Origin of the sequence: Pseudomonas sp. P7758, assembly GCF_013386485.1 — a bacterium.
GTDB lineage: Bacteria > Pseudomonadota > Gammaproteobacteria > Pseudomonadales > Pseudomonadaceae > Aquipseudomonas.
Map to the genome: position 1 here is coordinate 1 of NZ_JACARS010000134.1, position 15246 is coordinate 15246.

At 60.9% G+C, this 15246-nt stretch carries 13 protein-coding genes and 2 pseudogenes; 8 read left to right on the forward strand and 7 right to left on the reverse strand.

Going from position 1 to position 15246, the window contains the following annotated elements; all coding sequences use genetic code 11:
- The coding region (locus HX873_RS25570) for a tryptophan 2,3-dioxygenase family protein (protein WP_256349666.1) at positions 1–163 on the forward strand (163 nt) is incomplete at its 5' end.
- Positions 164–369: 206 nt separating this feature from the next.
- Here HX873_RS25570 and HX873_RS25575 read toward each other — a convergent pair.
- Positions 370–846: pseudogene (locus HX873_RS25575) on the reverse strand (flavin reductase family protein); the annotation flags it as partial.
- Positions 847–905: 59 nt separating this feature from the next.
- Complete coding sequence (locus HX873_RS25580; RefSeq protein ID WP_087694959.1) at positions 906–2075, reverse strand: p-hydroxyphenylacetate 3-hydroxylase oxygenase component; 1170 nt, start codon at positions 2073–2075, stop codon at positions 906–908.
- A 228-nt stretch (positions 2076–2303) separates the two neighbouring features.
- On the opposite strand from HX873_RS25580, the gene HX873_RS25585 reads away from it, so the two are divergent.
- On the forward strand, positions 2304–3791 hold the full coding sequence (locus HX873_RS25585; protein ID WP_177123384.1) for an aldehyde dehydrogenase family protein: 1488 nt from the start codon (positions 2304–2306) through the stop codon (positions 3789–3791).
- Positions 3792–4035: 244 nt separating this feature from the next.
- On the opposite strand, the gene HX873_RS25590 is transcribed toward HX873_RS25585, so the two are convergent.
- Positions 4036–4371 (reverse strand): DUF6124 family protein, encoded by a 336-nt coding sequence (locus tag HX873_RS25590; protein ID WP_008431194.1) that lies wholly within the window; start codon positions 4369–4371, stop codon positions 4036–4038.
- 606 nt (positions 4372–4977) lie between these two features.
- Here HX873_RS25590 and HX873_RS25595 point away from each other — a divergent pair.
- The 4 genes from HX873_RS25595 (at position 4978) to HX873_RS25610 (ending at position 7945) form a co-directional block, all read left to right on the forward strand.
- Positions 4978–5514 (forward strand): DUF3833 domain-containing protein, encoded by a 537-nt coding sequence (locus HX873_RS25595; protein ID WP_177123385.1) that lies wholly within the window; start codon positions 4978–4980, stop codon positions 5512–5514.
- 17 nt (positions 5515–5531) lie between these two features.
- On the forward strand, positions 5532–5837 hold the full coding sequence (locus tag HX873_RS25600) for a DUF6482 family protein (protein ID WP_134326164.1): 306 nt from the start codon (positions 5532–5534) through the stop codon (positions 5835–5837).
- Positions 5834–7375 (forward strand): cryptochrome/photolyase family protein, encoded by a 1542-nt coding sequence (locus HX873_RS25605; protein WP_177123386.1) that lies wholly within the window; start codon positions 5834–5836, stop codon positions 7373–7375. Before HX873_RS25600 ends, HX873_RS25605 begins: the two co-directional genes overlap by 4 nt.
- Before the next feature lie 105 nt (positions 7376–7480).
- The gene (locus HX873_RS25610; protein WP_003219875.1) at positions 7481–7945 is read left to right on the forward strand and encodes a hypothetical protein; all 465 of its coding nucleotides are present in this window, start codon (positions 7481–7483) and stop codon (positions 7943–7945) included.
- A 159-nt stretch (positions 7946–8104) separates the two neighbouring features.
- Here HX873_RS25610 and HX873_RS25615 read toward each other — a convergent pair whose 3' ends face one another.
- Entirely contained in the window at positions 8105–9685 is a 1581-nt protein-coding gene (locus HX873_RS25615) for a TonB-dependent receptor family protein (protein ID WP_371318407.1), read from the reverse strand.
- Positions 9576–10208 (reverse strand): TonB-dependent receptor plug domain-containing protein, encoded by a 633-nt coding sequence (locus HX873_RS31850; RefSeq protein ID WP_256349665.1) that lies wholly within the window; start codon positions 10206–10208, stop codon positions 9576–9578. The genes HX873_RS25615 and HX873_RS31850 overlap by 110 nt, the downstream gene beginning before the upstream one ends.
- 439 nt (positions 10209–10647) lie before the next feature.
- Between HX873_RS31850 and HX873_RS25620 the strand changes: the two genes are divergently transcribed.
- Both HX873_RS25620 and HX873_RS25625 read left to right on the forward strand, forming a co-directional pair.
- Positions 10648–11835: an acyl-CoA dehydrogenase family protein gene (locus tag HX873_RS25620; RefSeq protein ID WP_003219870.1), complete on the forward strand. Its 1188-nt coding sequence runs from the start codon at positions 10648–10650 to the stop codon at positions 11833–11835.
- A 22-nt stretch (positions 11836–11857) separates the two neighbouring features.
- Entirely contained in the window at positions 11858–12946 is a 1089-nt protein-coding gene (locus HX873_RS25625; protein WP_003219869.1) for a sigma-54-dependent Fis family transcriptional regulator, read from the forward strand.
- Between the two features lie 35 nt (positions 12947–12981).
- On the opposite strand, the gene HX873_RS25630 is transcribed toward HX873_RS25625, so the two are convergent.
- The gene (locus HX873_RS25630; RefSeq protein ID WP_177123387.1) at positions 12982–14787 is read right to left on the reverse strand and encodes an ABC transporter ATP-binding protein; all 1806 of its coding nucleotides are present in this window, start codon (positions 14785–14787) and stop codon (positions 12982–12984) included.
- Between the two features lie 262 nt (positions 14788–15049).
- Positions 15050–15246, reverse strand: a pseudogene (locus tag HX873_RS31640) (GNAT family N-acetyltransferase); the annotation flags it as partial.

Here is a 15246-nt window from a genome sequence, read left to right on the forward strand (position 1 = left end):
GGAAGATTCCTTCCGCCAGTGGCGCTTCCGCCATGTCACCACCGTGGAGCGGATCATCGGCTTCCAGCCTGGTACGGGCGGCACCGAAGGCGTGGGCTACCTGCGCAAGATGCTCGACACCGTATTGTTCCCCGAGCTGTGGCGAGTGCGTTCTACGCTGTAATCAAGGCCCAACAAAAAGCCCCGGTACTCATCAGTACCGGGGCTTTTCATTTGGAATACGACCCAAATGTGGGGCTTGCTCGCGAAAGCGGTGTGTCAGTCGCCAGATGTATTGGCTGACACTCCGCATTCGCGAGCAAGCCCGCTCCCACATTGAACCTGCTTCAGCCTTCGATAGAGGTGTTCGCCCTACGGTTGCCGCTCCTCGATCCGCGCATACGCCCCCTGGTGATAGAGCAACGGCGCACGACCAAAATCATCGAAAGCCACCACCTTGCCAATCATGATCCAGTGATCGCCACCATCCACCTGCTGGTACTTCTCGCAGTGAAACCGCGCCGAGCAATCAGCGAAAACCGGCGAACCGCCCTCCCCGGGCTCGAATTCGATTTCGGCAAAGCGATCGTCCCTGGGCCGGGCGAAGTTGTTCGACAGGTGGATCTGGTCGGCCGCCAGCACGTTGACCGCAAAATGGCTGGCCTGCTCGAACACCTCGTGGCTGTTGGAGCGTTTGTCGATGCTCCACAGCACCAGCGGCGGGTCCAGGGACACCGAGTTGAAGCTGTTGGCGGTGACACCCACTTTGCGCCCGCTGGCATCAGCGGCGGTGACCACCGTGACACCGGTGGCAAAGTTGCCCAGGGCCCGGCGAAAGGCCCGTGGGTCGAAACTGTTATCAGACATGCAAGACTCCCGGACTGCATCAACGCGCAGTCCTGATGGTTGTGATGGCCGGGTCGGCGTCAAATCATGCTCGGATCAGGCTCGAGCCCCATCAGCTCACGCCCCAGGATCTGCGCGCACACGTCGTAATCGGTGTACGCATGGGCGCCGGTCATATGGGAATCGCGGAACAGACGCTGCATCTCGTTGTGCTCGAACCACGCATTGCCACCGGCGGCCTCGAACAAACGGTCCACCGCCTGGATGCACATCTTGGTGGCGTACGCCTGGTTGGTACGCCAGAACGCCAGGGTCTCGCGGCTCGGGTAACGGTGCTGTTCGCTGTGTTCGGCGTGCTCCTGCCAGGTCTTTTCCAGGAACGCCCGGGCGGCGGCCACCTGGTGTGTCGACTCGGCCAGGCGCATCAACGCCGGAGTCGCCGCCCCCACTGCCGCGCCGGTGTAGGCACGTACGCGGGTCCTGGTTTTTTCGCGGAATACTTCGAGCATGCGCTCGGCCACACCCAGGCTCACGGTGGAGAAACCGCTGGCGAAATACGGCCGGTACGGCGAGTAGAAAATCTTGCTGTCGGGGTACAGACCGAAGCCGGCGGACTTGCCTTCCATCATGTCCTTGGCTTTCTGGATGCGGTGTTCTGGCACCCGCACGTTGTCGATGATCAGGGTCTTGGTGCCGCTGCCTTTCATGCCGGCGGCGAACCAGTCATCGCGAATCTGATAGTCGCTGCGCGGCAGTACCGCGAAGCAATAGTCCTGGGTGCCCTCGGCGTTTTTACGGCGGAAGCCGACAATCGCCCACTCGGCATGATCGCAACCGCTGCTCCAGCCCATTTCACCGCTGAACAGCACACCGCCCTCAACTTCCTCAGTGCGACCAAACGGCGCGATGCTGCTGCTGGCGGTGGCATTCGGGTTATCGCCCCAGACTTCCTGCTGCAACTTGGCGGGAAACAACGCCAGTTGATGGCTGTGGGTGCACAACAGGCTCATGGCCCACGCGGTGCTGGCACAGGCGCCGGCCAACAAGGCGATGCAGTCGGCAAACTGCGGCAGGGAGATTTCCATGCCGCCAAAGGGTTTGGGTTGAAAGGCACGGTGCATGCCGATGCTCTTGAGCAGCGCAATGTTCTCGTCGGGAACCTTGCGGTCCTGCTCGGCCTGGAAGGCGTTGGCAGCGATGGTCGGCAGAATCGCCTTGAGATCTTCGAGGAGCGGGTTTGGCTTTTTCATGGACGGCCCTGCTTATTATTGGATGTCCGGCTGGCGTTCAAACTCAACGAACGGCGCTGGATGTGGGGCCAGTATGGGGCGGGCGACCCCCCCGGAAAATGCACCTTCCACAGCCAAGATTGCACTTTCCACAGGCCTGGCAGCCACAGACATGTCGCCCGGCAGGCACGGACAAGCCTGGCCCGGCGGCGCTGGTTACCCTCGGGCTTTTGCGAGCAGGAAAATCCCATGAGCGATATTGCGCTGCTGCCTGAAGTCCAGGCCTTCCTCCGTCGAAGCCATGCCTTGTTTATCGACGGCGGGTACGTCCAAAGCCATTCCGGCCAGGCTCTGGAAGTGATCAACCCGGCCACCGGCGAGGTGATCACCCAGGTTGCCGATGCGGACCTGGCCGATATCGACACAGCGGTGGAATCGTCCCGGCGTGGCTTCCGGCAATGGTCCCAGGTCGCCCCTGCCATTCGCGGCAATGTGCTGCTGAAACTCGCCGACCTGCTGGAGCAACACCGCGAAGCACTGGCGCAGATCGAAACCTGCCAGTCGGGCAAGATCATCCAGATTTCCCGGGCCTTCGAGGTCGATCAGGCGGCGCACTTCCTGCGTTACTACGCCGGCTGGGCCACCAAGATCAGCGGCCAGACCCTTACCCCGTCACTGCCCTCCTTCGCCGGCGAACGCTACACCGCGTTCACCCTGCGCGAACCGGTGGGCGTGGTAGTGGGCATCGTGCCGTGGAATTTCTCGACCATGATCGCCATCTGGAAACTCGCCTCGGCACTGGTGACCGGCTGCAGCATCATCATCAAGCCCAGCGAGTTCACCCCGCTGACCATCCTGCGCATCGCCGAACTGGCCATCGACGCCGGCCTGCCGGCGGGCGTGCTGAACGTGTTGACCGGTGGCGGACACGTGGGCAAAGGCCTGGTGGAGCACCCGGGCACCGACAAGGTCTCGTTTACCGGCTCGGTGCCCACCGGCATCGCCGTGGGCCGCAGTGCCATGGGCGCCGGGTTGACCCGGGCGACCCTGGAACTGGGCGGCAAAAACTCCGCCGGGTTCCTGCGGGATGTGGACCTCGACAAAGCGGTCAACGGCATCATCGAAGCCGGCTTCCTGCACTCCGGGCAAATCTGCGCGGCCGCCGAACGCTTCTTCGCCCACCGCTCGCAGATCGAGCCGATCATGGACAAACTGGCGCAACGCCTGGGCCGGTTGAACATCGGCTCGCCGCTGGACGAGCGCACCGAATTCGGCCCGGTGACCAACCGCCAGCACCAACAGAAACTCGAATGGTTTTTCGCCAAGGCCCGGGCCGAGAACAATACGATTGTCCACGGCGGCAAGCTGATCGACGGACCGGGGTGCTATGTGGAGCCCACCGTGATTCTCGCCAACACGATCCACGACACCCTGCTCAACGAAGAGACCTTCGGCCCGATCGCCACGTTTTTCCCCTACGACACCGAGGATGAGCTGCTGGAACTGATGAACAACACGCCTTACGGCCTGAGCGCCAGTCTCTGGACCAATGATCTGAGCAAGGCCCTGCGCATGGTGCCGGCGATCAACGCGGGGACGGTGTGGGTGAACATGCACACGATGCTCGACCCGGCGGTGCCGTTTGGCGGCAACAAGTCTTCGGGGGTGGGACGGGAGTTCGGCGGGGCGTTCATCGAGGATTACACCGAGCTCAAGTCGGTGATGATTCGCTACTGATAAACCGGGCGACCGATCGTTCCCACGCTCCGCGTGGGAATGCATACCGTGACGCTCCGCGTCACCACTGCGCAAGGCTTCCATTGTGCATTGCCAGCGGGACGCGGAGCGTCCGAGGCGGCATTCCCACGCAGAGCGTGGGAACGATCAGCGTGGGAGTGATCGCGAGCCTACTGACAAACCCGCTCTCCTGACCAACCGCTCCCACACTGGATTTATGTTGCCAGTTGGATTTCGGATGTGATCAGGCCACCGGGCACTCCCGGTTCAGCGCCTCATCCACCAACAACTGCGCCATCTCCACCAATTGCACCACTGCCAACACTTGCTTGCGGCTGGCCCCATCAAGATGCTCGGCACAGTCATAGGCGCTGACAGCCGCCGATTCAAGAATCTCGCTGGCATTACACAAGGCGACTTCGGTGCTGAGGCCGGCACGTACGGAGAATAGTTTGTTGGAGGACGGAGGCGAAGCGGCAGGTTCTGAATTGAGGTCGTAGTGCTTGAATGCGCGCTGGGCAGCATCGTGGAATTTCTGGTCGTTCAAGTAATGCGGCGGGTTGGGCGAGACCTTTTTCATGGTGAAGCTCCTCTATGAGTAAGCACCTCCACGCTCGCTACCACACGATTAAGGAGGCGACTGTACACGGGGTGGTAGACCGGTCATAGAAACCCGGCAGGCCGAAGCCTCCCATGCACAGCCGCCACAAAGCAGCCCGCACAAAAAAACGCCCTTGAGCGTTTTGGGATCTATGAAATAGCCGGGCTACCACACCCGTTCGCTGAATTGGCAGCGACCCGCGAAGGTTAGCGGCGAGAAGGTCTGGAAGCAACCTGAAATCTATGTGGGAACGGTCTGCGTAGGAACGGGCGATACCGCTGCCGGCGTATGCCCATTGTTGATCGTTCCCACGCTCTGCGTGGGAATGCATACCGTGACGCTCCGCGTCACCCTTGCGCGAGACGTCAATCCGGCGGTGCCAGCGGGACGCGGAGCGTCCGAGGCGGCATTCCCACGCAGAGCGTGGGAACGATCATCTGCACCTGGTCCCCTGAGGCTGCATATACCCGCCATAAATGGGCAGGCCGGTAGCCGGTAACATCCTGGTAATGCGCTAAATACCTGTACAATTTTATTATTTTGTACAAGTATCAGCAGTATCAAGCCCTCTCGGGGAGAACCGCAATGACCCGTCTATTGGTTTCGCTGGCCCTGGTGTTGGGCCTGAGCAGTTGTGGCAGCGTGGATGTAAAACACTATGCCGACCAGCAACCGCAACTGGACCTGGTGAGCTTCTTCAGCAAGCCCGTCAAGGCCTGGGGCATCTTCGAGAAACGCTCGGGTGAAGTGGCCAAGCGTTTCGAGGTGAATATCGCCAGCCGCCGCGAGGGTGAAAGCCTGATTCTCGATGAGCGCTTTCTATACAGCGATGGTACTCGCCAGCAACGTGTCTGGACCCTCACCCCGGACGGCCCCAACCACTGGCGCGGACGGGCCGGTGATGTGGTAGGCGAGGCCAGGGGCGAAGTGGCGGGCAACGCACTGCGCTGGCGCTACGTCCTGAACCTGCCGGTTGATGGATCCGTCTACGAAGTGAGCCTCGACGATTGGATGTACCTGATGGACGAAGACACGTTGATCAACCGCTCCAGCATGTCCAAGTTGGGTGTGGAAGTCGGCCAGGTAACGTTGTTCTTCCGTCGCCAGTCTTCACAACCCTGACCGGTAAGGAGTGAACCATGAACCTGCAAGCCCTGACCAAACTGGCCACCCAAGGCGCTGTACGCGAAATGGAACTGCTGTCGCTGGAAGGTGGTTTCTATCTGGCGCGCGTAACGCTGGACCACGGCCAGTTCACGCTGCTGGACGAGTCGGCGAAGCCCATGCACTTTCGCTCCGTCAATCACCTGCGTGACGTGTTGCAGGCAGTTCCTGCGTTTCCCTGCACCCTGGTGCATCAGTGCGTGCATGACGAAATGTGCGGCCGGCGAGAAGGCGCTATCGAGCCACTGCGAACGCCATTTTCCCTGGAAGCGCCGTGGTGACCAAGGCAGTTCGAAACCTGTGCCTGGTGCTGGGCGACCAGTTGTCGTTTGACCTGGCCTCATTGGATGGGCTGGACAGCCAGCGCGATGCGGTCTTGATGGTCGAGGTCATGGAGGAAGCCAGCCATGTGCCCCACCATCCGCAAAAAATCGTCCTGGTCTTCAGCGCCATGCGCCATTTTGCCCAGGCGTTGCAGCAGCGTGGCGTGCGGGTGCAGTACGTCACCCTGGACGATCCGCAAAACACCGGCTCGGTGCCCGGCGAGTTAAGGCGCTGGCAATCGCTGATGCAACCCTGGGAAATACACCTGACCGAATGCGGTGACTGGCGTCTGGAGCAATCCCTGAAGGACTGCGGTTTGCCGGTCCAGTGGCATGCCGACCACCGATTCCTGTGCGGCCGTGACGCGTTCGCCGCTTGGGCCAGCGGTAAAAAACAGCTGCGCATGGAATACTTCTACCGGGAGATGCGCCGCAAGAGCGGGCTCTTGCTCAACGGTGACGGTACGCCAGTGGGCGGTGCCTGGAACTTTGATGCGGACAACCGCAAGGCATTGCCCAAGGGCACCAGGGCGCCCTACCCGGCGCGCTTCAGCTCGGACTCGATCACCCAGGACGTGCTGGCGCTGGTAGGTAAACACTTCAGCAGCCACTACGGTTCCCTCGACACCTTCGATTACCCCGTGACCCACGCCGACGCGCAGGCCCTCTGGGACTACTTTCTGGATTATGGCCTGGCTGGATTCGGTGATTACCAGGACGCCATGGCCAGCGACGAGCCGTTCCTGTTTCACGCCCGTATCAGCGCAGCCCTGAACATCGGCCTGCTGGACCTGCGCCAGCTGTGCAGCGATGTGGAGGCGGCTTATTGGTCGGGCAGCATCGGGCTGAACGCTGCCGAAGGGTTTATCCGCCAACTGATTGGCTGGCGTGAATATGTACGCGGCGTGTACTGGCTGAAGATGCCCGACTATGCCGCAGGCAATGCATTCGGCAACAGCCGCCCGCTGCCGGAGTTCTACTGGACGGGCGAGACGCAAATGAACTGCATGCGCCAGGCGATCGGCCAAAGCCTGAAACATGCCTATGCCCATCACATCCAGCGGCTGATGGTCACCGGCAATTTCGCCCTGCTGGCCGGCATCGTGCCCAGCCAGATATGCGAGTGGTACCTGGCGATCTACATGGACGCGTTCGACTGGGTCGAGCTGCCCAACACCCTGGGCATGGTGATGCATGCCGATGGCGGTTACCTGGGTTCCAAGCCTTATTGCGCGAGCGGCCAATATATAAAGCGCATGTCGGACTACTGCCGAGGCTGTGCCTACAAAGTCACGGAAAGTACCGCTGACAATGCCTGCCCGTTCAATGCGCTTTATTGGCACTTCCTGATGCGCCACGGCGACCTGCTGCGGGGCAATCAGCGCATGGCCATGCTCTATAAAAATCTCGACCGGATGCCTGAAGCCAAGCAGGACGCGCTGTGGCAACGGGGCCAGAGGCTGCTGGCCAAGTTGGATGCGGGTGAAACGCTGTGAAATTTTCCGGCCGCTGCGAATTGTTGTGAAGCCGGTGATAAATGGCCAATTGCCCATGCTAACGTCGGCTTCGATGTCATCCAATTCATTGAGGGAGCAGCGCCGATGTCTACTACCGTAACACCCGCCGGTGGCGGACCGACCACTCAAAAAGCCTCGACGTCGGTATTCGACGACAAGTTGAATATTTCCAAGTCGAGTAAGGTCATCGCCGATTACATGCGCCAAACGGGCAAGTCGGCCATCACCAAGCAAGAGCTTTCGCAACTGGCCAGCAATGCCTCGGGCAAGGTGCCGGCCGATGTGAGCGCTGCGGCCCAGTACATGGAGCGCCATCCCGACGTGTTCACCGCGATCGAAACCCATGATGTGGCCGGTGCCGATAACTTTTCCGGGGTGTGGAACTTCGACTGGGCAGCCAACGGTGGGCTCAACGGCACGGCGACCGATGCCATCGCCAAGATGCAGGACACCTTTGATTTCGCGATCGCCAAGTCGGCGCAGATCACCGAGATCAGCACCGGCAAAAAGGCCGAGCTGGACTCGACCAAACAGCGGCCGCAGAACTAAATTTCCAGCTGCTACAAAAATCCAGTGTGGGAGCTGGCTTGCCTGCGATGCAGGCACCTCGGTGCTTCAGGTACACCGAGGTGATGCCATCGCAGCCTCGCTAAAGCTCGACAGCTCCCACACTGGATTTGCTTTGCTTGTCAGGTCGTTGTGCTGCGATCAAAAGTGAAACGAAACCCCCGTGGTCACGTTGAACGCATCCCCTACATAGAAGTTGGCCGAGTCCTGGCCCTTGGCGTCGTACGCGGTGTTGGTGGCCGTGGCATAGCGCTTGTTGGTCAGGTTGCGCGCATCGACAAACACTTCCCACTTCTTGCTCGGGGCCTCGTAGCCCACCTTGGCCCCCCACAACGTATAGGACGGCGCACTCAGGGAGTTGGCAAAGTCGACGTAATAGCTGGACGCCGCCCGGGCGTTGAGCTGCGCGTAGAAACCGCTGCCTTGGCGATATTCCAGCTCGGCCTGGTAGACCTGGCGCGGCAGGCCCGGCAGCTGGTTGTCGCCGAACACCGCATCGTTGCGGTAGTGGAAGTCGTTGAAGGTATAGGCCTGGCGCAGGGTCACGGTGTCGCCATTGCCGCCATCCCACAGTTGCGCATTCAAGCCGGCTTCGATGCCCTGGTGAATGGTCGCGCTGCCGTTGGAGGTAGCCACCAATTGGTCCTGGGTGGCCGTCGCCTGGCGTACCACTACCGACAGCAGTTCTTTCTGCACCCACGAGCGGTAGACCGTCAGGCTGCCGTCAAAAATACCGTGGCCGCCGCGGATACCGAACTCCACGGTGTTGGCTTTTTGCGGCCGCACATCACGGATGTACGGCGTGCCGGTGCTGCCCAGCTGCCAGGTAACCGGTGGATCCACCGAGCGGCTGACGTTGCCGAACACTTCGAATTCCGGAGTCAACTGATAGCGCAGGCCAATGCGCGGGGCGACGTCGGTCTCGTCGTATTCAACGCCACTGGGGAACGCGCTGGTATTGGTGGCGGTGCTGTATTCGATCTGCGCCTTGCGCTTGATATCAATCAATGACAACCCGGTGGACAGCCACGTGCGGTCATTCAGTTGCAGTTCGTTGCCGAGGGAAAACACCGTGTCCCGCGAGCCGGTGTAGTTGGTCTTCTGCTGGGTGATGCCGGTGGCCTTGCTGTGGGATTTCACATCGGCCAGGTACGCCAGCGTATTGCTGAAGGTCACGCTGCTGTCGCTGCGCAGGCCGAAGAAGGTGTCGGCGGTGCGCAGGTAGCGCAAGGTCAGGTTGATGTCCTGGGAGCGCCATTCCTGTGGCGTTGGCGAATAGCGCCAGCCGTTGTCCAGCGGGTAATCGTTGTAGCCCAGGCCGACTTCGAGCTTGGCATTGTCGTCGAAGGTGTAGGTGGTGGTGCTGCCCAGCAGGGTCGAGCCGTCCTTCTTGCGCCCGATGGGTACGAGGTTGCTCGTGGGGTCGTGCTTGAGCTGGTATTTGGTCAGGGTGTTGCCCTGGCTGAGGGTTTCTTCCTTGTAGCGAATGTAGAAGCGCGTCTCCAGTTGCGGGCTGAACACGTGGCCGAAGTTGGCAACGATCCCCTGCCCCTTGTTCGGTGTGTTGTCCTGGTAACCGTCACGCTCGTTGTGCTGGATGCTGACGTAATAGTCATTGTCTCCGTCCACACCACCCGTGCTCAATTGCTCCTTGCGATAGCCGAAGCTGCCGGCTTCGAAACGCGCGTAGTTGCCCGGATCGGTGCGGCCGGTCTTGCTCACGAAGTTGATCGCGCCGCCCAGGGAAGGCCGAATAACGGAAGGCGTTGGCGCCGTAGAGCACCTCGGTGTGGTCCACGGAAGCCATGTCCAGCATGTCTTCCTGGGTGCCGCCCGGGCCGGTCAACGGCAGGCCGTCATAAAGGAATTTGATCCCCAGCACATAGCCTTGATAGAAGGTATTGAGGCCCGAACCGCGGATCGAAATCTTGTTCGCGCCCGAGCCGCTGGTGGCCTGGGCGAATACGCCCGGCTGCAACGCCAGCACGTCCTCGGCGTTCGCCGCGCGGCCCTGTTCGATCTTGCGGTTGTCGATCACTGCGGTTTTGCCGGGCACCTTGGACAGTTGCTTCTCGGCCTTTTGCGCTTCGGTGGCTTCGGCACCGGTGACCACTACCGTGGCCAGGGTCGGGTCCGCCTGGGCGGCAAAGGCCGCGCCGTGTATCAACATCAACAGCACGCCAAGGCTGGACGCGGTGGCCAGTGACTCAAAACGACGAGCGCGAGGTTCAAACAGTTGCCGCATGAATTAAATACTCCTGGGGTCTCGAATTAGTTGGAGCATCTATTCGTATAGTCGCGCTCTATTTTCAACTTTGCAGGGTTCATGCCACGTCCAAGCCTCAATAAACACTGGCCGGCCACCCTTATTAATCGCCACAAGCGCAACACTTTGCTGGTGAAATGTTCGATTCCGGACAATACAAAAGTCACCCACAAACACTTATATGTTCAAGCAATAAAAGCATAACGAAAGCCCCGCCCTGCGGGCACAGGACGCAACTGTGCAAATCCCAACAGCCCTCCAACAAAAGTTGCGTATTCGACACTGTCCGCGCCTGCATCCCCGTAAGAAGTCGCAAGTTATCGGCTTATTGTTACTTGGTATGGGTCTTGCTCTATCCATTGCCTGTTGAAACAAATCAGCTCGAGCATTCTCGACTTAAGCAACGAGGTATTCACGCGTGACGGTCAACTTACTCTGCACCCGCAGGACGCCACTGGAGATTGCCCGTGACCTGGCGACCGAGTTCGCGCGCACCGCCGTCGACCGCGACGCCAGCGGCGGTACGCCCAAGGCCGAACGCGACAAACTGCGCAGCAGCGGCCTGTTGTCCCTGAGCATCCCCGGGCAATTCGGCGGGCTGGACGCCAACTGGTCGGAAACCTTCGAGGTGGTGCGCGAATTCGCCCGGGTCGACAGCTCCATCGCCCACGTATTCGGCTTTCATCACCTGATGCTCGCCACCGTCCGGTTATTCGCCACGCCCGCACAATGGCAAACCTGGTTCAGCCTGACGGCCAGCAACAACTGGTTCTGGGGCAACACCCTGAACCCCCTGGACACCCGCACGGTGGTCAAGCGCCACACGGGCTGGCGGGAATTCTCGGGACAGAAGAACTTCTGCTCCGGGGCCAACGACTCGGAAATGCTGATCGCCTCGGCCATCGATGAAAGCGCCGGCGGCAAGTTGCTGATCGCGGCGATTCCCAGCGCCCGCAGCGGGATCATCCTGCACAACGACTGGAACAACATGGGCCAGCGCCAGACCGACAGCGGCAGCGTGACCTTCAAGCGCGTGCGCGTGGAAGAGTCCGACCTGTTGCTGGACCCGGGCCCCCTGAGTACTCCGTTCGCCTGCCTGCGCCCGCTGATTGCGCAACTGCACTTCGCGAATATCTTCCTCGGCATCGCCGAAGGCGCGTTCGAAGAAGCGCGCCAATACACCCTGGAAGAAGCCCGCCCGTGGTTCCGTTCCAGCGCCAGCCACAGCACCCAGGACCCTTACATCCTCAGCCACTACGGCGATTTCTGGGTGGCGCTGCAAAGCACCCGCCTGCTGGTGGAGCGCGCAGGCCAGGTGCTGGACGCGGCATGGGCCAAGGGCTCGGCCCTGACCAGCGAGGAACGCGGCGAAACGGCGATTGCCATCGCCACCGCCAAAGTCGCCGCCAGCCGCAATGGCCTGGAGTTGTGTAGCAAGGTCTTCGAGGTCACCGGCGCACGGGCGACCAACGCCTCGGTGGCCCTCGACAGGCACTGGCGCAACTTGCGCACCCAGAGCCTGCATGACCCGCTGGACTACAAACTTCATGAACTGGGCGAGTGGGCACTGAACGGTACCGCGCCCATCCCGACGTTTTATTCCTGATCTTTTATTCAAAGGGATAACCATGCAACTGCTGACCCTACCGCCCTCGCCCGCCCTTGCCACCTCCATCCGCGCCACCGCGCAGGTGTTTGAAGACCCCAGGTCCAAGGCCTTGCTCAAGCATGTGCAACAAGTCGCGCCGAGCGAAGCCAGCGTGCTGATCATCGGTGAAACCGGCACCGGCAAAGAGTTGGTCGCACGGCATATCCACAACCTCAGTGGCCGCAAGGAGCAGCCATTCGTGGCGGTGAATTGCGGTGCGTTCTCCGAATCACTGGTGGAAGCCGAGCTGTTCGGCCACGAGAAAGGCGCGTTCACCGGTGCCCTCGGTGCCAAGGCCGGCTGGTTTGAAGAAGCCAACGGCGGCACGCTGTTCCTCGATGAAATCGGCGACCTGCCCATGTCGATCCAGGTCAAGCTGCTGCGGGTATTGCAGGAGCGTGAAGTAGTGCGCCTGGGTTCGCGCAAAAGCATTCCGATCAATGTGCGGGTGCTGGCGGCGACCAACGTGCAGCTGGAAAAAGCCATCAACGCCGGGCATTTCCGCGAGGACCTGTTCTACCGCCTGAACGTGGTCAACCTGGAACTCAGCCCGCTGCGGGATCGCCCCGGCGACATCCTGCCGCTGGTGCAGTATTTCATCGACACCTACACCCGCCGCCTCGGCTATGGCGAGATCATCTTGAGCAAGGAAGCCGAGCAACGCCTGGCCACCTACAGTTGGCCGGGGAATATCCGCGAGCTGGAAAACGTCATCCACCACACCCTGCTGATCTGCCGCGACGGTGTGATCCAGGCCGATGACCTGCGCATGTCCAACCTGCGTATCGAACGCCAGGAAGACAGCACCACCGCCCATGACCTGCTCGACCAGGCCTTCCAGCGGCTGTTCGAGGAGCAGATAGAAAACCTCCACGAACAGGTGGAACGCAGCCTGCTCACCGCCGCCTACCGGCTGTGCCAGCACAACCAGGTGCACACCGCCGAGTTGCTGGGGCTGAGCCGCAACGTGACCCGCACCTTGCTGATCAACCTCGGTGAGCTGAAGGTCAACAAGCGCCGCCCGCTGGCCGGTGCCAAGGATGACCGGGTGCTGCACCTCTCGATCTGAACCTGACTGCGCGGCGTACCCGGTACGCCGCTTGATCACACCGCGACGTCATCCAGCGCATCGCTGAACTGGCGACTCCACAACCGCGCATATTGCCCGCCCTGGCGCAGCAACTGTTCGTGGCTGCCGTCCTCGATCACCCGGCCATTGTCGAACACCAGGATCCGGTCCAGGTGGGCCACGGTGGACAGCCGATGCGCAACCACCAGCACGGTCTTGTCTTCCATGATTTCGTCGAGCTTGTCCTGGATAAAGCGCTCGGTGATCGAGTCCAGGCTGGAAGTGGCTTCGTCCATCACCAGGATCGGCGCGTTTTTCAGCAACACCCGGGCAATCGCAATGCGCTGGCGCTGGCCGCCGGACAATTTGACCCCACGCTCGCCCACCAGCGATTCGTAGCCGTGTTCCATGCTGTCGATAAATTCACTGGCGCCGGCGCGGTGGATCGCCTCGGCGACCTCGTCCATCGAGGCATCCAGGCGGCCGTAATGGATGTTTTCGCGAATGCTGCGGTGGAACAGGCCGGGCTCCTGGGGAATCAGGCCGATCTGCTGGTGCAGCGAATGCTGGGTCACCTCGCGCACGTCCTTGCCGTCCACCAGCACCTGACCTTGCTGCACGTCGTAGAGACGCAGGAGCAAGCTCAGCAGGGTCGACTTGCCGGAGCCCGAAGCGCCCACCAGGCCGACTTTCTGGCCGGCGGGGATGACGATATTCAGGTGTTCGAAAATCGAACGGTCACCGCCATAGCTGAAGCCGACATCGCGAAACTCGATATCGCCGCGCTTGACCATCAGCGCCTTGGCGCCGGGTTGGTCGATGACTTCATGGGGGCGGATCAGGGTGCGCACACCGTTGGCGATATTGCCGGTGGCTTCGAAGAATTCGAGAAAGCGTCGCGACAGGTTTTCCACATCGCTGATGATCAACAACGAAAGGCTGGTGGACATGACAAACGCAGCAATGTCGATACGGTGGCTGCGCCACAGGTAGAGCGCCAGCAATAACAAACCGAGCTTAAGCACTACGCCACAGGAAGCCTGGAACCAGCGAATTTTCTCCATATACCCCAGGGATCGGTAGGCAGCCGCCACCTCCTTGTCGAGGAAAGTGCCGAGGTAACTGTGCTCGAACGCATGGCGCGCAAACAGGCGGATATTGGCCAGGTTGGAGACCGCATCCACCACTTTGCCGGTGCTGGTGCTGCGCGCTGCCGAATACTGTTGCGCCAGAGGATGACTGCGGCGTGCGAGGACGTAGCAGATAGCGATAAACGCCACCGACCAACCCGCCATGAACAACGCCAACAACGGCGATGCGGTCCATAGCAAGGCCGTGGCCAGGCTCAGCGTCACCAGCAGCGGGATCAGGTCGAACAACAAGATGCTCAGGGTCTGATTCACGCCCAGGGTAATTTCCGCCACCCGATGCGCCAGTGCCCCGGCGAACTCATTGCTGATGAAACGATGGGAGTGCTGCTGCAGATAGGCGAACACCACATGCGTCACCGTGCGCCGCTGCAACGGCAAGACGTGGATATGGCAGCCTGCCGATGCACGGGTAAACAGTACCTGGCACACCAGTAGCGCGCTTAGCAGTGTCAGTGGCCATTGCAGCACTTCAAAGGCACGCTCCGCTTCCAGCCCGTTGCTCACGGTGCGGGTGATCTGCCCCAGCCCCCAGGGCGTCAGAATCGAACACACCACCGCGGCGATCTGCAGCAGCAGGATAGCCAGGTACCAACCTTTGAAATGCCCGATGAAATGCCGCACAAACGCCGCCGGCGTCGATGGCAAGTGCTGGACATTCCAGGTGCGAAACAATGAAAAAGACGAACTCATGGCCAATGACATTCCTGAATGACGCCTGTGGCCGCGCAGCTTTCAGGCAAAAATGGTGAGTGTGATCGTTCCCACGCTCTGCGTGGGAATGCATCCGGTGACGCTCTGCGTCACGATTTTAAGAGCGGACGCAGAGCGTCCAGAGCGGCATTCCCACGCAGAGCGTGGGAACGATCTCAATAGGCAGCAACTGTGCCCCATGAAACAGACAAACATTCCCCTGTGGCGAGGGAGCTNNAGCTCCCTCGCCACAGGTTCAGCGTCACTTTTGGGATTGGTAGCGAAGTTCCTCCAACTCACGACCGCCCCGAGCAAGGGTGCGGCTTGATTCGGGCTGCGCTATCCATCCTGCATTTTGGTAAAAGCGCACTGCCCGCCGGTTTTCAGCCAGCACCCACAACGTCGCCGTCTCCAGGCCCAGGCTCGCGAGATGCTCCAGCCCCCTGAGCCACAGCGCCC